Source organism: uncultured Plantibacter sp., assembly GCF_963518075.1.
Lineage (GTDB): Bacteria > Actinomycetota > Actinomycetes > Actinomycetales > Microbacteriaceae > Plantibacter > Plantibacter flavus_A.
In genome coordinates this window covers 156,410-172,568 of sequence record NZ_CAUQHZ010000006.1, presented here as the reverse complement: position 1 = coordinate 172,568, position 16,159 = coordinate 156,410, and the positions used below count along the sequence as shown (strand labels likewise).

Below are 16,159 nucleotides of genomic sequence, written 5' to 3'. Positions count from 1 at the left end.
GGTCAGCGGGCCTGCTGACGGCTCACTGCACCTGCTGACGACTCAGAGCATCCCGACCGCGGTCACCCGGACGACCGCGGTCCCGGTCTCGTCGGAGGCGTCGAGGTCGATGACGGCGCTGATCCCCCAGTCGTGGTCGCCGGCCGGATCGGCGAACACCTGACGCACCCGCCAGACACCGCCCGTGTCGCCCACGGGGCGCTCGTCCTCGTCGTCGACGACCAGCAGCGCCGGGCTCCGTGCTGCAGCACCGGTCGGGAGTTCACCGTGCTCCTCGAAGTACGGATCCATGGCGTCGGCCCAGGCGTCGGCGTCGAATCCGGCCGACGCGTCGAGCTCGCCGAGCGCGTCGTAGTGCTCCAGCGACGCGAGCTGGACCCGGCGGAAGAGTTCGTTCCGGACGAGGACGGTGAACGCCCGGCGGTTGGCGAGGACGCTCCGTGGCGTGGGCGGGAGTGACCGACTCGCCTCCGCATGGCGTTCGGGGTCCGGGTGGGACAGTTCCTCCCACTCGTCGAGCAGACTCGAGTCGACCTGTCGGACGAGTTCGCCGAGCCACTCGATGAGGTCCTGGAGCTCCTCGTCCTTGAACTCGTCCGGCACGCTCTGTCGGATCGCCCGGAAGGCGTCGGAGAGGTACCGCAGAACGAGTCCCTCGGACCTCGAGAGACTGTAGAACGAGACGAACTCGCTGAAGTTCAGTGCACGCTCGATGAAGTCGCGCACGACCGCCTTCGGGCGGAGCTCGAGGTCGAGTGCCCACGGCTGCGCGGCGGTGTAGCTCGTGAACGCCGCCTCGAGGAGTTCGGCCAGCGGTCTCGGATGGGTGACCGCCTCGAGGAGCTCCATGCGCTGGTCGTACTCGATCCCCTCGGCCTTCATCGCCTGCACCGCCTCGCCTCTGGCGAGGTGCTGCTGGGCCATGACGATCTGGCGCGGATCGTCGAGCGTCGATTCGACCACCGAGATGACGTCGAGGGCGAAGCCGGGCTCCGCGGGGTCCAACAGCTCGAACGCGGCGAGGGCGAACGGTGACAGCGGAGCGTTGAGCGCGAAGTTCGGCTGCAGTTCGACCGTGAGACCGATGACGACCTCACCCGTCTCGGGGTCGATCGTCTGGGTGATCACCCCTGCCGTGCGGAGGGTGCGGTAGATCTCGAGCGCCCGCCTGGCCAGGGCGAAGCGTCTCGCCCGAGGCTCGTGGTTGTCGAAGACGAGGGAGTGGATGGTGCCGAAGCTGTCGCCGCCGCGTGCGATGACGCTGAGCATCATCGCGTGGGTGAGCTGCATGTGGCTGGTCAGCGTTTCAGGCTCGGCCGCGACGAGGCGCTGGAAGCTCGGCTCCCCCCAGGACACGAACCCCTCCGGCGCCTTCTTCCGGATGATCTTGCGGCGCTTCTTCGGGTCGTCGCCGGCCTTCTCGATGAGCTTGAGGTTCTCGGTCTCGTGCTCGGGAGCCTGGACGACGACGGTGCCCGCGGTGTCGTAGCCGGCCCGACCCGCACGACCGGCGATCTGGTGGAACTCCCGGGCGTTCACCTGGCGCATCTTCGTGCCGTCGTACTTCGTGAGCGCCGTGAACAGGACCGTGCGGATCGGGACGTTGATCCCGACGCCGAGGGTGTCCGTCCCGCAGATGACGCGGAGGAGACCACGTTGGGCCAGCTGCTCCACGAGGCGTCGGTACTTCGGCAGCATGCCGGCGTGGTGCACGCCGATCCCGCTGCGGACGAGCCGGGACAGCGTCGTGCCGAACGCGGTGCTGAACCGGAAGTCGCCGATGGCGTCGGCGATCTCGTCGCGTTGCTCGCGGGTGACGACCTTGAGGCTGGTCAAGGCCTGTGCCCGCTCGAGCGCCGCCGCCTGCGCGAAGTGGACGATGTAGATCGGAGCCTGTCCCGTGTGGAGGAGGTCCTCCACGGTCTCGTGGATCGGCGTGGTCGCGTAGGAGAAATGGAGCGGCACAGGTCGTTCGACGCCGGTCACGATGGCGGTCTCACGGCCGGTCCGGCGCTCGAGGTCGCGCGCGAGGTCGCCGACGTCGCCGAGGGTCGCGGACATGAGGACGAACTGCGTGTCCGGGAGGGTGAGGAGGGGCACCTGCCACGCCCACCCGCGGTCGGGGTCGGCGTAGAAGTGGAACTCGTCCATCACGACCTGGTCGATGCCGGCGTCCTCGCCGTGCCGGAGCGCCAGGTTGGCGACGATCTCCGCGGTGCAGCAGACGATCGGCGCGTCGGCGTTCACCGAGGAGTCCCCGGTGACCATCCCGACGTTCTCAGCGCCGAACATCTCGACGAGTGCGAAGAACTTCTCGCTGACGAGCGCCTTGATCGGGGCCGTGTAGTAGCTGCGGCGACCGGAGCTCAGCGCCGCGAAGTGTGCGCCGGCGGCGACGAGGCTCTTGCCGGTGCCCGTCGGGGTGGAGAGGATGACGTTGGCGCCGTCGACGATGCCGATGAGCGCCTCCTCCTGTGCCGGGTACAGGCTGAGTCCGCCGGCCTCGGCCCAGGAGACGAACCGGTCGAAGACGATGTCGGGGCTCTCCCCCGTCGCAGCGATCAGCCGGCCGCGTTCCGCTGCGTCAGCCACCGGGTCAGAACGGGAGCAGCGGGTCGATGCCGACGGCGAGGAACAGGAGGGTCAGGTAGGTGATCGACCCGTGGAAGACGCGCATCGGCGAGACGTGCTCGTGACGGATCGCGAGGTTGTAGAGACGGTGGGTCTCGTAGACGAACCAGCCGCCGGACAGGAGGGCGACGGTGCTGTACAGCAGCCCCATGTCGGCCACCGGGATGAGCAGGAGCGAGCAGACGACCGTCGCCCACGCGTACAGGATGACCTGGAGGCCGACCTGCGCGCGACCGCGGACGACGGCGAGCATCGGCACGCCGACGGCCTGGTAGTCGCTGCGGTACTTCATGGACAGCGGCCAGTAGTGCGGCGGCGTCCAGAGGAACACGACCGCGAAGAGGATGATCGGAGCCCACGAGAGCGAACCGGTGACGGCGGCCCAGCCGATGACGACGGGGAAGCAGCCCGCGATCCCACCCCAGATGATGTTCTGCTGGGTGCGTCGCTTCAGCCACAGCGTGTACACGAAGACGTAGAAGAGGATCGCGCCGACGGACAGTGCGGCCGCGAGCCAGTTGGTGGTGGCGAGGAGCCAGACCGTCGAGACGACGCCGAGCGTCCACGCGAACACGAGCGCCTCGCGCGGCGTGAGCTCGCCGGTCACCAGGGGGCGCTTCTTCGTGCGGTCCATGACCGCGTCGATGTCGCGGTCGATGTAGCAGTTGAACGCCGCTGCGGAGCCGGCGCTCAAGGACCCACCGATGACGGTCGCGATGACGAGCCACCAGTCGGGCAGACCGCCCTTCGCGAGGATCATGACGGGGATCGTCGTCACGAGGAGCAGCTCCATGACCCGCGGCTTGGTCAGGGCGATGTACGCCTTCGCCTTGCGTCGGAAACCGAGCTTGGGGCTCGACACACGTTCTGCTACAGCGACGTCCATTGCTCCTCTAACGTTCGGTTCACCACGCACTGCTCGCCCGGTGCGCGGTCCGCAGACGATTCTACGACACGCGCAGGCGGCTCCCTACTCACGGTGCGCAGGCGCACGGTCCCTCACCAGGTGACGCCCGACGTGCAAGCGCTGCAACGATCCGTGACGTCGCGTGTTCGCGCTCGTCGAACATCGACCCCCGGCTGCAGGGGTTCGCTATGCTGGGAAGTGCTCGCCAGCCACTGTGCACGCGTGCGCCCCCCTTCACCCAGTTCGAAGAGCGGTGTCGTGTGCTCGGACGCCGAAGACGACGTGGGCCGCGAACGCACAGAAGAAGGCTCGACCGCTCGTCGGCCTCCTGTTCCGATGAGAAGGGTCAGTATTCAGTGGCAGATCTGCAGTGGGAAAGCATTGACAGCAAAGCAGTCGACACGGCGCGCATCCTCGCCGCCGACGCGGTGGAGAAGGTCGGCAACGGCCACCCGGGAACGGCGATGAGTCTCGCCCCCGCCGCCTACCTGCTGTTCCAGAAGGTCATGCGACGCGATCCGAAGGACCAGGACTGGCTCGGACGCGACCGCTTCGTCCTGTCGGTGGGGCACAGCTCGCTGACCCAGTACGTCCAGCTCTACCTGGGCGGCTACGGTCTGGAACTCTCCGACCTCGAGGCGCTCCGCACCTGGGGCTCGCTCACGCCTGGTCACCCGGAGTACGGCCACACCGACGGCGTCGAGATCACCACCGGTCCGCTCGGCCAGGGGCTCGCCTCCGCCGTGGGCTTCGCGTACGCGTCCCGCTTCGAGCGTGGCCTGTTCGACCCCGAGGCCGAGGCCGGCACGAGCCCGTTCGACCACTTCGTCTACGTCATCGCCGGCGACGGCGACCTGCAGGAAGGCGTCACGAGCGAGGCCTCCTCGCTCGCCGGTCACCAGCAGCTCGGCAACCTCATCGCGATCTACGACTCCAACCAGATCTCGATCGAGGACGACACCAACATCGCCTTCACCGAGGACGTCAAGGCCCGCTACGAGGCCTACCACTGGCACGTCCAGGTCGTCGACTGGAAGAAGACCGGCGAGTACGTCGAGGACGTCCACGCGCTGAACGACGCGATCGAGGCGGCGAAGGCCGAGACCGACAAGCCGTCGCTCATCATCCTGAAGACCATCATCGGATGGCCGGCTCCCAAGAAGCAGAACTCCGGCAAGATCCACGGTTCGGCGCTGGGCGCCGAGGAGCTCGCGGCCGTCAAGGAGGTGCTCGGCTTCGACCCCGAGCAGAACTTCTTCGTCGCCGACGAGGTCATCGAGCACACCCGCAAGGCGATCGACCGCGGTGCCGAGGCACGTGCCGAGTGGCAGCAGACGTTCGACGCCTGGGCCGCGGCCAACCCGGAGCGCGCTGCGCTGCTCGAGCGTCTCGAGGCCGGCGAACTCCCCGAGGGTGTCGAGTCGGCGCTGCCCGTGTTCGAGGCGGGCAAGGACGTCTCGACCCGCGCCGCATCCGGCAAGGTGCTCAACGCCCTCGGCCCGGTCATCCCCGAGCTGTGGGGCGGCTCGGCCGACCTCGCCGAGTCGAACAACACGACGATCGAGGGCGGTGCGTCGTTCATCCCGAGCGAGCACTCCACCCACGAGTGGACCGGGAACCCCTACGGTCGCGTCCTGCACTTCGGCATCCGCGAGCACGCCATGGCCGCGATCCTCAACGGCATCGTCCTGCACGGCCCGACCCGCGCGTTCGGTGGCACCTTCCTCATCTTCAGCGACTACATGCGTCCGGCCGTCCGTCTCGCCGCGCTCATGAACGTGCCGTCCATCTTCGTATGGACCCACGACTCCGTCGCCCTCGGTGAGGACGGCCCCACCCACCAGCCGATCGAGCAGCTCGCCTCGCTCCGTGCCATCCCGAACCTCGCCGTCGTGCGACCGGGTGACGCGAACGAGGTGGCCTACGCCTGGCTGGAGATACTCAAGCGTCGCGGCGGCCCGACCGGCATCGCCCTGACCCGTCAGAACATCCCGGTGTTCGAGCGCGGCACGGGCGACGCCACCGGCGAGACCTTCGCTGCAGCGTCGAACGTCGCCAAGGGTGCGTACATCCTCGCCGAGGCGCCCGGCGGCACGCCGGACGTCATCCTCATCGCGACGGGCTCCGAGCTCCAGCTCGCCGTCGAGGCCCGCGAGGTCCTGCGCGGCGAGGGCGTCAACGCCCGCGTCGTCTCGGTGCCCGCACTGGAGTGGTTCGAGGAGCAGTCCGCCGAGTACCGCGAGTCCGTCCTCCCGAAGGCCGTCACCGCACGCGTCTCCGTCGAAGCGGGTCTCGGGCTGACCTGGAGGAGCATCGTCGGCGACGCCGGCCGGACCGTGTCGATCGAGCACTTCGGTGCGTCCGCCGACTACAAGACGCTGTTCCGCGAGTTCGGCATCACCACGGAGGCAGTCGTCTCCGCAGCACACGAGACGCTCGGCAAGTAGCCCGGGCGAAGGAGACAGAAGAACATGACTGAAACCCCAACCGCCCAGCTGTCCGCCGCCGGCGTCAGCATCTGGCTCGACGACCTCTCCCGCGGACGCATCCAGTCCGGTGGGCTGGAGCAGCTCATCGCCGACCGCAACGTCGTCGGTGTCACGACGAACCCGACGATCTTCGCGTCCGCGCTCAGCAACGGCGACGTCTACGCCGAGCAGGTCGCCCAGCTCGCCGCCGACGGCAAGGACGTCACCGAGGCGGTCTTCGAGATCACCACCGACGACGTGGCTGCTGCATCGAAGATCTTCCGTGGCGTCTACGACTCCTCGAACGGGTACGACGGCCGCGTGTCGATCGAGGTCGAGCCGGGCTTCGCGCACGACGCCGCCGCGACGATCGAGCAGGCCAAGCAGCTCTGGGCCAAGGTCAACCAGCCCAACGCGATGATCAAGATCCCCGCGACGGTCGAGGGCCTCGAGGCCATCACCGCCGTCATCGGCGCCGGCATCAGCGTCAACGTCACGTTGATCTTCAGCCTCACCCGCTACCGCGAGGTCATCAACGCGTTCCTCACCGGTCTCGAGCAGGCGAAGGCCGCGGGCCACGACCTCTCGACGATCCACTCGGTCGCCTCGTTCTTCGTGTCGCGGGTCGACACCGAGATCGACAAGCGTCTCGACGCGATCGGCAGCCCCGAGGCGACCGCGCTGAAGAGCAAGGCCGGCGTCGCGAACGCCCAGCTCGCCTACCAGGTCTTCGAGCAGGAGTTCGCGAGCGAGCGTGCCACCGCGCTCCTCGAGGCCGGCGCCAACAAGCAGCGTCCGCTCTGGGCCTCGACGGGCGTCAAGTCCGCCGACCTCCCCGACACGCTCTACGTGACCGAGCTCGTCGCCGACGGCGTGGTCAACACCATGCCGGAGAAGACTCTCGAGGCGACCTTCGACCACGGCGTCATCACCGGCGACACCGTCACCGGCTCTTACGCGGCTGCGAACGAGGTCCTCGACGCCATCGCCGCACTCGGCGTGTCCTACGACGAGGTGACGGCGCTGCTCGAGCGTGAGGGCGTCGAGAAGTTCATCGTGTCCTGGGACGAGCTGCTCGAGACCGTGAAGACGGCTTTGGAGGCCTCCAAGTGAGCTTCAAGATCCGCGTGAGCGGCGCGGCGGAGGCCGCTGTCGCATCGGTGGTCCCGACCCTCGTCAGCGACCTCGTCGCGTCGCGCATCACGGACCAGGACCCCACGCTGTGGGGTCCTGCGGCCGAGGCCGAGGCGTCCAAGCGCCTCGGCTGGGTCCAGGCGGTCTCCGTCTCCCGCCCGCTGGTCGAGCCGATCCTCGCGCTCCGTGAGCAGTTCAACGACGAGGGCATCGACCACATCGTGCTCGCGGGCATGGGCGGTTCCTCGCTCGCACCCGAGGTCATCACGAACACGCTGGGCGGCAACCTGACCGTCCTCGACTCGACCGCTCCCGGTCGGGTCCTCGCGGCCCTGGCGGACCGCCTCGAGACCTCCGTGCTCGTCGTCTCCTCGAAGTCCGGCTCCACGGTCGAGACCGACAGTCAGCGCCGTGCCTACGAGGCCGCGTTCACGGCTGCGGGGATCGACCCCGCCGGCCGCATCGTCATCGTCACCGACCCGGGCTCCCCGCTCGAGGCGGCGGCGAACGAGGCCGGCTACCGGGTCTTCAACGCCGACCCCAACGTCGGCGGTCGCTACAGTGCGCTCACCGCCTTCGGACTCGTGCCGTCCGGTCTGGCCGGTGTCGACATCGGCGCGCTGCTCGACGAGGCCGACGCGGTACTCGGTGAACTCGCGATCGACGACGCTTCGAACCCGGGTCTCATCCTGGGCGCGGCGATCGGCGGCACCGTTCCGCTGCGCGACAAGGTCGGTCTCATCACCGACGGGACGCACATCGTCGGATTCCCGGACTGGGCCGAACAGCTCATCGCCGAATCGACCGGCAAGTCCGGTCGCGGTCTGCTGCCCGTCGTGCTCAACCCGCTCGCTCCCGAGCTCGAGTCGAAGCCGGCCGACCTCCAGATCGTCCGCATCGTCGACGACGCCCACGAGTTCCACCTGCTGCGCCACGACCGCCACGAGGGCGAGATCCTCGTCAGCGGCAGCCTCGGCGCGATGATGCTGGTGTGGGAGTACGCGACCGTCGTCGCCGGGCGCCTCATCGGCATCGACCCGTTCGACCAGCCGGACGTCGAGTCCGCGAAGGTCGCCACCCGTGGGCTGCTCGACAACCGTCCGGAGCCCGAGGCACCCGCCTTCGTCGCCGACGGTGTCGAGGTCCGCGGCTCTGCCGGTCTCCTCGACGGCGTGACCACCCTGTCCGGCGCCGTCGAGGCACTGCTCGCGCAGCTGCCCTCCGACGGGTACGTCGCGATCCAGGGCTACGTCGACCGTCTCGCCTCCCCGCAGCTCGAGAGCATCCGCGACCTCGTCGCGGCGAAGGCGGCACGACCCACGACCTTCGGGTGGGGTCCCCGCTTCCTGCACTCGACGGGTCAGTACCACAAGGGCGGCCCCGCGAACGGCGTGTTCCTGCAGATCACCGAGACGGCCCCCGTCGACCTGGAGATCCCCGAGCGCCCGTTCACCTTCGGCCAGCTCATCGAGGCCCAGGCGGGCGGCGACGCCCGCGTCCTCGCCGAGCACGGTCGTCCGGTCCTCACGCTGACGCTCACGTCGCCGGACCAGAACATCGTCACCCTCTTCGACGCCGTCAACGACTAGCGCGTCACTGCACAAGGAGCTTCATGTCCCCGGTGGAAATCACCCCGGAGTCCAACCCGCTGCGGGTGGACACCGACCGACGCCTCAATCGGATCGCCGGTCCGAGCGGCCTCATCATCTTCGGCGTGACAGGTGACCTGTCCCGCAAGAAGCTGATGCCGGCCGTGTACGACCTGGCGAACCGGGGCCTCCTGCCCCCTGGCTTCTCACTCGTCGGGTTCGCCCGACGGGACTGGGAGGACCAGGACTTCATGGAGGTCGTCCACGAATCCGTCAAGCAGTACGCCCGGACCGAGTTCCGCGAGGACGTCTGGAACCAGCTCGCCCAGGGCATCCGGTTCGTCCCCGGTGAATTCGGTGACGACGCGGCGTTCGAGAAGCTGAAAGAGACCATCGAGGAGCTCGATGCGGATCGCGGGACGATGGGCAACCACGCGTTCTACCTCTCGATCCCGCCGAAGGCCTTCCCGCAGGTCACCGAGCAGCTCCGTCGCTCGGGACTCGCGGAACCCGCTGACGGTCAGTGGCGCCGGGTGGTCATCGAGAAGCCGTTCGGCAGCGACCTCAAGACGGCTCGCGAGCTGAACGACATCGTGCAGTCGGTCTTCCCGTCGGACTCGATCTTCCGGATCGACCACTACCTCGGCAAGGAGACCGTCCAGAACATCCTGGCGCTCCGGTTCGCGAACCAGCTGTACGAGCCCATCTGGAACGCCAATTACGTCGACCACGTGCAGATCACCATGGCCGAGGACATCGGCGTCGGGGGTCGTGCCGGGTACTACGACGGCATCGGAGCGGCGCGCGACGTCATCCAGAACCACCTGCTGCAGCTCCTCGCCCTCACGGCGATGGAGGAGCCGATCTCCTTCAACGCGGCAGACCTGCGCGCGGAGAAGGAGAAGGTCCTCGCTGCCGTCCGCCTCCCCGACGACCTCGGGGCCGCGACGGCCCGTGGGCAGTACGCCGGTGGTTGGCAGGGTGGCGAGCACGTGCTGGGCTTCCTCGACGAGGACGGGATGAACCCGGAGTCGACGACCGAGACCTACGCGGCCATGCGGCTCGACATCAACACGCGTCGGTGGGCCGGCGTGCCGTTCTACCTGCGTGCCGGGAAGCGCCTCGGACGCCGCGTCACCGAGATCGCGGTCGTCTTCAAGCGTGCTCCGCAGTACCTGTTCGCGGAGAGCCAGACCTCGGCGCTCGGCCAGAACGCCTTGGTCATCCGCGTCCAGCCCGACGAGGGTGTCACCATCCGCTTCGGTTCGAAGGTCCCGGGTGCCGGCACCCAGGTCCGCGACGTCACCATGGACTTCGGCTACGGCCACGCCTTCACCGAGGCGAGTCCCGAGGCGTACGAACGTCTCATCCTCGACGTCCTGCTGGGCGACCCGCCCCTCTTCCCCCGTCACGAGGAGGTCGAGCTCTCCTGGAAGATCCTCGACCCGATCGAGGAGTACTGGGCCGCTCAGGACACGCCGCTCGAGCAGTACGCTCCCGGCACCTGGGGCCCCTCCTCGGCCGACGACCTCATGAACCGCGACGGACGCACCTGGAGACGACCATGATCGTAGACCTGCCAGACACGACCACGAGCAAGCTCTCGAAGGCGCTCGTGACCATCCGCGAGGACGGCGGCGCCGTCGCCCTGGGTCGCGTGCTCACCCTGGTGATCTCGACGCGGCTCGGAGCCGAGGAGGAAGCCATCGAGGCCGCCAACGAGGCCTCCCGCGAGCACCCCATGCGGGTCATCGTCCTCTCCACGGAGCACGACGACCAGCAGTCCTCCATCGGCGACCGGCTCGATGCCCAGATCCGCGTCGGCGGCGACGCCGGAGCGAGCGAGGTGGTCATCCTCCGCGCCTACGGTGCGGTGGCCGAGAACGAGGAGAGCCTCGTGACCGGTCTGCTCCTGCCCGACGCACCCGTCGTCGCCTGGTGGCCCGGTGAGGCACCCGAACGCGTCTCGACGTCACCGATCGGCCGCATCGCCCAGCGTCGTATCACCGACGCGTCCGCGGCGGCGGACACCCACGCCGCGCTCCGCGGTCGCGCGGCGAACTACGCCCCCGGAGACACGGACTTCGCATGGACCAGGCTCACGCTCTGGCGTGCCCAGCTCGCGGCGGTGCTCGACCAGCCGCCGTACGAGCCCGTCACGGCGATCGAGGTGTCCGGAGCATCGGACTCCCCGTCGACCGAGCTGCTCGCCGCCTGGCTCCAGTTGCAGTTGCAGGTCGACGTGACCCACGAGCTCAGCATGGCCCACGGGTCGAGCGGCATCCACGGTGTCCGCCTCACGCGGGCGTCCGGCAACGTCGTCCTCGAGCGACCCGTTCCCGACATCGCGACGCTGATCCAGCCCGGACAGCCGACGCACGACCTCTCGCTCCCCCGTCGCAGTCTGCGCGACTGCCTCGCCGAGGAGCTCCGCACGCTCGACCCGGACGTCTTGTACGGACAGGTCATCACCGTGGGCCTCCCCGGCCTCGGCGAGCCGGTCACGCTCCGCGCTCGGACCAGCTGATGCCGACCGAGCGACGCGTCCTCGTCTATCAGGACCGCGACCAGCTGACGACCTCGGTCGCCAAGCGGTTCCTGTCCCGAACCCGTGAACTGCTCGAGTCGCAGGAGACGGTCCACGTCGTCCTGACCGGCGGGACGGTCGGCACGGGGACGCTCGCCGCCGTGGCGGCGTCGAAGGACCGCGACCGGGTGGACTGGTCCCGGGTGCACCTCTGGTGGGGAGACGAGCGCTGGGTCGCTCGGGACGACGCCGATCGGAACGAGTTGCAGGCACGGGAGGCCTTGCTGGAAGCTCTGCTGGCGCTTCCGGAGCGTGGCCTCGTCGCCGAACACGTGCACGGATACCCGGCGCCGGAGGACGGCATCGACCTCGACGCCGCTGCGGTGCGGTACGCGGACGAGCTCCGTCGGTTCGCGCGACCCGGCGAGGACCACCCCCGGTTCGACATCACGTTCCTGGGTGTCGGTCCCGACGGTCACGTCGCGTCGCTCTTCCCGGAGCGGGCCGAGGTCTCGGTCACCGACACCTCGGTGGTCCCGGTGCGGAACTCCCCCAAGCCGCCATCGGAACGACTCAGCCTGACGCGGCCGGCCATCAACTCCTCCGTGCGGGTCTGGCTCGTCCTCGCCGGCACCGACAAGGCGTCGGCACTCGGCCTCGCCCTCGCGGGTGCCAGCTACAACGAGGTCCCCGCCGCCGGGGCCAAGGGACGCAAACGGACGGTGTTCTTCGTCGACCAGGATGCTGCCGCCGAGGTCCCGGATTCGTTGATCCTGCCGGAGTACTAGCAGAGGCCGGCCGCCGAGCCGGTGCCAGCATGCAGAAAGGCCGTTCCCCGAGGGGAACGGCCTTTCCACATATGTGGTCCTGGTTACTTCGCTGCCGTACCGCGGCGTGCACGGAGCTGCTGGAGTGCTTCTTCGAGCAGCTGCTCGGCTTCTTCCTCCGTGCGCCGTTCCTTCACGTAGGCGAGGTGGGTCTTGTACGGCTCGAGCTTCGCGACCTCCGGCGGGTTCGCCTTGTCGCGACCGGCCGGCAGACCGGACGTCGGGCAGTCGATCGTCTCGGGGATCTCCTCGTCGGGGACGTTCGCCGCGAAGTGGCGGACCGTCTCGTTGCCGAGGGCGTCCCAGTAGGAGATGGCGATGCGGTCCGCGTGGTAGCCGTGGTCCTGCTCGCCCATGGGACCGGCGCCGACGCGTGATCCCCTGATAGCGCTTCCGCCTGATGCCATGGTGTTTCCTCTTTCTCGTACTGTCGAGAGTGGTTCGGGTGTGATGCGTCGAGTTGCGTCCCCGGGATCGGGGCTTCGCGGCCGGTCTAGGCGGCGGCGAACTTCGTCAGGAGCCCGATCACGACGATGCAGGCACCCCAGGTCAGGCCGAGGATGACGGTGAAGCGGTTGAGGTTGCGCTCGGCGACCCCTGACGAACCGAGGTTGCTGGAGGAGCCGCCGCCGAACATGTCGGACAGACCGCCGCCGCGGCCCTTGTGCAGCAGGATCAGGAAAGTGAGCAGGAGGCTGGTGATGCCGAGCAGCACCTGCAGGATGACCTGGAGAATCTCCACGTGAGACCTTTCGCATTCGCGTTCAGAGGGGCTGAACCGCCGTCCAGTATACCTCGACGGTTCAGCGGACACGGCTCGGCCCGCGGCTGGTGCCGCGGGCCGAGCCGTGTCGGTACTGCTGGTGCAGCAGGTCGGTCAGAGTCCGACGTGCTGCGAGAAGCGGGCGATCCCGGCGAACTCGTCGGCGAGCAGGCTCGCACCGCCGACGAGGGCACCGTCGACGTCGGGTTCGCGCATGAAGCCGGCGATGTTCGAGGCCTTCACCGAACCGCCGTAGAGGATCCGCGTGCGCTGCGCCGCCTCATCGCCGAGGACCTCGGCGAGCGTGCTGCGGAGAGCGGCTGCGACCTGCTGCGCCTGGTCGGGCGTCGCCGCCTGACCGGAACCGATGGCCCACACCGGCTCGTAGGCGACGACGATGTCCGCGTCCGGTGCGAGTCCGTCGATGGCAGCCTTGAGCTGCGCCACGGGGACGGCCGACGGGCCGTGTTCCTCGAGGTCTTCGGCGGTCTCACCGATGCAGATGACGGGGACGAGGCCGTGTCGCACGGCTGCGGCCGTCTTCGCCTGGACGACCTCGTCGGTCTCGTTGTGCAGGGTGCGGCGCTCGGAATGTCCGACGAGCACGTAGCGGCAGTCGAGCTTCGCGAGGAACGCTCCGGAGATCTCACCGGTGTAGGCGCCAGCGTCGTGCTGCGACAGGTCCTGCGCGCCGTAGGCCAGCTTGAGCTTGTCGGCGGCGACGATCGTCTGGACCGAGCGGAGGTCCGTGAACGGCGGGAAGATGGCCACCTCGGCGTCGGCGTAGTCGTGGTTGCCGTCCTTGAGCGTCCAATCGAGCTTCTGGACGAGCGCGATCGCCTGGAGGTGGTCCAGGTTGAGCTTCCAGTTGCCGGCGATCAGGGGCACACGCGTGCGCCCGGGGGTTACTGCTGCCATCCGAGGACCTCCAGTCCAGGCAGACGCTTGCCCTCGAGGAACTCGAGGCTGGCGCCGCCACCAGTTGAGATGTGACCGAACTGGTCATCATCGAAGCCGAGCGCACGAACCGCTGCGGCCGAGTCACCGCCACCGACGACGCTCAGGCCGTCCGTGCGGGTGAGCGCTTCAGCGACCGCGCGCGTACCGGCGGCGAAGGGCGCGAGTTCGAACACGCCCATCGGGCCGTTCCAGAACACCGTCTTGGACGCGGCGACGATCTCGGCGAACGCTGCAGCCGTGTCCGGTCCGATGTCGAGTCCGAGCCCTGCGGCACCGAACGGGGTGTCCTCGATGGCGTCGGCCGGCCGCACGACGTGCTCGGCGTCGGCGCCGAACGCCGAGGCGACGACGACGTCGGTCGGCAGGACGATCGTCACGCCGAGCTCGTCGGCCTTCGCGAGGTACCCGCGGACGGTCTCGATCTGGTCCGCTTCGAGCAGGCTCGAACCGACGGCGTGCCCCTGGGCGGCGAGGAAGGTGAACAGCATGCCACCGCCGATGAGCAGCGAGTCGACGCGCGGCAGCAGGTGGCCGATGACGCCCAGTTTGTCGGACACCTTCGAGCCGCCGAGGACGACCGTGTAGGGGCGCTCCGGGGTCTCGGTGAGACGGTCGAGGACCTCGAGCTCGGCGGCGATGAGCAGTCCGGCAGCGCTCGGGAGCAGCTTGGCGAGCTCGTACACGCTCGCCTGCTTCCGGTGGACGACACCGAAGCCGTCGGAGACGACGACGTCGCCGAAGGCGGCGAGCTTGGCGGCGAACGCCTCGCGTTCGCCGGCGTCCTTGCTGGTCTCGGCGGAGTTGAAGCGCAGGTTCTCGAGCAGCACGACGTCGCCGTCGGTCTGTGCGGCGACGGCGTCGGTCGCGGCACTGCCGACGGTGTCGGCGGCGAAGGTCACGGGCTTGCCGAGGAGTTCCGACAACCGCTGCGCGACGGGCGCGAGGCTGTACTTCGCATCGGGTGTGCCGTCGGGCCGGCCGAGGTGGGAGACGATGACGACGCGCGCGCCCTGGTTGATGAGCGCGTTGAGGGTGGGGAGTGCCGCGCGGATGCGGCCGTCGTCGGTGATGACGCCGTCCTTCAGCGGGACGTTGAGGTCGAGGCGGACGACGGCTCGGCGGCCGCTGAGGTCGCCCAGCGAGTCGAGGGTGCGGAGGGTCATGAGGAGGGTCTTTCTCTGCGCTGAGCCATGACCACCGACGAAGCCGAACGGGCGCCCTGAAGATGATTCAGGACGCCCGTTCGGACCATGCGGTGTCTGGCTGCTCGGGTGAGGAGTGCGGCAGACAGCCGGTTGGTTAGAGGCGGTCCGCGACGTACTCGGTGAGGTCGACGAGGCGGTTCGAGTAGCCCCACTCGTTGTCGTACCACGAGGCGACCTTGACCTGCGAGCCGATGACCTTGGTGAGGCCGGCGTCGAAGATCGAGGAGTGCGGGTCGGTCACGATGTCGCTCGAGACGATCGGGTCCTCGGTGTACTTGAGGATGCCCTTGAGGGGGCCCTCGGCGGCGGCCTTGTACGCGGCGTTGATCTCCTCGACCGTGGCCGGGTTGGTCAGCTCGACCGTGAGGTCGGTGATCGAACCGGTCGGGACCGGGACGCGCAGGGCGTAGCCGTCGAGCTTGCCGACGAGCTCCGGGATGACCAGGCCGAGTGCCTTGGCTGCACCGGTGGAGGTCGGGATGATGTTGACGGCGGCGGCGCGTGCACGACGGAGGTCGCTGTGCGGGCCGTCCTGCAGGTTCTGGTCGGCGGTGTAGGCGTGGACCGTGGTCATGAGGCCACGCTCGATGCCGAAGTTGTCGAGCAGGACCTTGGCGAGCGGCGCGAGGCAGTTCGTCGTGCAGGACGCGTTCGAGATGATGTCGTGCGTCGCGGCGTCGTAGGTGCCCTCGTTGACGCCGAGGACGATCGTGGCGACGTCGCTGCCCGTGGCGGGAGCCGACACGAGGACCTTCTTGGCGCCGGCGGTGATGTGCTTGCGGGCGTCGTCGGACTTCGTGAAGCGACCGGTCGACTCGATGACGATGTCGACGCCGAGCTCGCCCCAGGGGAGGTCGGCGGGGTCGCGCTCCGCGAGCACGATGATGGGCTTGCCGTTGACGATGATCTTGTCGCCGTCGAGCTCGACCGTGGCGTCCAGACGACCCGTGATGGAGTCGTACTTCAGGAGGTGGGCGAGCGCCTTGTTGTCGGTGAGGTCGTTGACAGCGACGATCTCGAGGTCGCTGCCCTTGGCGAGGGCGGCGCGGAAGAAGTTGCGGCCGATGCGGCCGAAGCCGTTGATGCCGATCTTGACGGACACAGATGACTCCTGATACTGAGGCGCCAGACGGCGCGATTGTACGGTC

Annotated in this window: 13 protein-coding genes; 6 read left to right on the top strand and 7 right to left on the bottom strand. The window is 68.7% G+C overall.

Features of this window, described 5'->3' with window-relative positions; all coding sequences use genetic code 11:
* Positions 1-42: 42 nt before the first annotated feature.
* A complete protein-coding gene (locus tag RWN05_RS09635; protein ID WP_314139380.1) occupies positions 43-2,592 on the bottom strand; it encodes a DUF3516 domain-containing protein in 2,550 nt (849 codons plus the stop codon).
* Positions 2,593-2,596: 4 nt separating this feature from the next.
* Positions 2,597-3,517 (bottom strand): heme o synthase, encoded by a 921-nt coding sequence (locus tag RWN05_RS09630; RefSeq protein ID WP_079002528.1) that lies wholly within the window; start codon positions 3,515-3,517, stop codon positions 2,597-2,599.
* Between the two features lie 377 nt (positions 3,518-3,894).
* On the opposite strand from RWN05_RS09630, the gene tkt reads away from it, so the two are divergent.
* The 6 genes from tkt to pgl are packed head-to-tail and all read left to right on the top strand — an operon-like array spanning position 3,895 to position 12,044.
* Positions 3,895-5,985, top strand: coding sequence for a transketolase (gene tkt / locus RWN05_RS09625; protein ID WP_314139379.1), 2,091 nt, complete (start codon positions 3,895-3,897; stop codon positions 5,983-5,985).
* A gap of 24 nt (positions 5,986-6,009) precedes the next feature.
* Positions 6,010-7,119 carry a transaldolase gene (gene tal, locus RWN05_RS09620; RefSeq protein WP_121290634.1) on the top strand — a complete coding sequence of 370 codons (1,110 nt, stop codon included), beginning with the start codon at positions 6,010-6,012 and terminating at the stop codon, positions 7,117-7,119.
* Complete coding sequence (locus tag RWN05_RS09615; RefSeq protein WP_314139378.1) at positions 7,116-8,729, top strand: glucose-6-phosphate isomerase; 1,614 nt, start codon at positions 7,116-7,118, stop codon at positions 8,727-8,729. The genes tal and RWN05_RS09615 overlap by 4 nt, the downstream gene beginning before the upstream one ends.
* Positions 8,730-8,752: 23 nt before the next feature.
* Positions 8,753-10,297, top strand: a complete 1,545-nt coding sequence (zwf, locus tag RWN05_RS09610) for a glucose-6-phosphate dehydrogenase (RefSeq protein ID WP_064296929.1) — start codon at positions 8,753-8,755, stop codon at positions 10,295-10,297.
* The gene (locus tag RWN05_RS09605; RefSeq protein ID WP_064296928.1) at positions 10,294-11,256 is read left to right on the top strand and encodes a glucose-6-phosphate dehydrogenase assembly protein OpcA; all 963 of its coding nucleotides are present in this window, start codon (positions 10,294-10,296) and stop codon (positions 11,254-11,256) included. The genes zwf and RWN05_RS09605 overlap by 4 nt, the downstream gene beginning before the upstream one ends.
* Entirely contained in the window at positions 11,256-12,044 is a 789-nt protein-coding gene (gene pgl / locus RWN05_RS09600; RefSeq protein ID WP_064296927.1) for a 6-phosphogluconolactonase, read from the top strand. Before RWN05_RS09605 ends, pgl begins: the two co-directional genes overlap by 1 nt.
* Before the next feature lie 83 nt (positions 12,045-12,127).
* On the opposite strand, the gene RWN05_RS09595 is transcribed toward pgl, so the two are convergent.
* From RWN05_RS09595 to gap, 5 genes are all read right to left on the bottom strand, one after another.
* Positions 12,128-12,490, bottom strand: coding sequence for an RNA polymerase-binding protein RbpA (locus tag RWN05_RS09595; protein WP_064296926.1), 363 nt, complete (start codon positions 12,488-12,490; stop codon positions 12,128-12,130).
* 86 nt (positions 12,491-12,576) lie between these two features.
* On the bottom strand, positions 12,577-12,825 hold the full coding sequence (gene secG / locus RWN05_RS09590; protein ID WP_056005661.1) for a preprotein translocase subunit SecG: 249 nt from the start codon (positions 12,823-12,825) through the stop codon (positions 12,577-12,579).
* A 135-nt stretch (positions 12,826-12,960) separates the two neighbouring features.
* Complete coding sequence (tpiA, locus tag RWN05_RS09585; RefSeq protein WP_314139375.1) at positions 12,961-13,764, bottom strand: triose-phosphate isomerase; 804 nt, start codon at positions 13,762-13,764, stop codon at positions 12,961-12,963.
* Positions 13,752-14,969 (bottom strand): phosphoglycerate kinase, encoded by a 1,218-nt coding sequence (locus tag RWN05_RS09580; protein WP_064296924.1) that lies wholly within the window; start codon positions 14,967-14,969, stop codon positions 13,752-13,754. Before RWN05_RS09580 ends, tpiA begins: the two co-directional genes overlap by 13 nt.
* A 136-nt stretch (positions 14,970-15,105) precedes the next feature.
* The gene (gap, locus tag RWN05_RS09575) at positions 15,106-16,113 is read right to left on the bottom strand and encodes a type I glyceraldehyde-3-phosphate dehydrogenase (protein ID WP_064296923.1); all 1,008 of its coding nucleotides are present in this window, start codon (positions 16,111-16,113) and stop codon (positions 15,106-15,108) included.
* Between the last annotated feature and the right edge of the window lie 46 nt (positions 16,114-16,159).

Excerpts from the sequence above, each read along its gene's own strand:
- tal (WP_121290634.1), top strand. The coding sequence starts at position 6,010 with ATGACTGAAACCCCAACCGCCCAGCTGTCCGCCGCCGGCGTCAGCATC.
- RWN05_RS09630 (WP_079002528.1), bottom strand. The coding sequence starts at position 3,517 with ATGGACGTCGCTGTAGCAGAACGTGTGTCGAGCCCCAAGCTCGGTTTC.
- RWN05_RS09605 (WP_064296928.1), top strand. The coding sequence starts at position 10,294 with ATGATCGTAGACCTGCCAGACACGACCACGAGCAAGCTCTCGAAGGCG.
- RWN05_RS09580 (WP_064296924.1), bottom strand. The coding sequence starts at position 14,969 with ATGACCCTCCGCACCCTCGACTCGCTGGGCGACCTCAGCGGCCGCCGA.
- pgl (WP_064296927.1), top strand. The coding sequence starts at position 11,256 with ATGCCGACCGAGCGACGCGTCCTCGTCTATCAGGACCGCGACCAGCTG.
- tpiA (WP_314139375.1), bottom strand. The coding sequence starts at position 13,764 with ATGGCAGCAGTAACCCCCGGGCGCACGCGTGTGCCCCTGATCGCCGGC.
- RWN05_RS09595 (WP_064296926.1), bottom strand. The coding sequence starts at position 12,490 with ATGGCATCAGGCGGAAGCGCTATCAGGGGATCACGCGTCGGCGCCGGT.
- zwf (WP_064296929.1), top strand. The coding sequence starts at position 8,753 with ATGTCCCCGGTGGAAATCACCCCGGAGTCCAACCCGCTGCGGGTGGAC.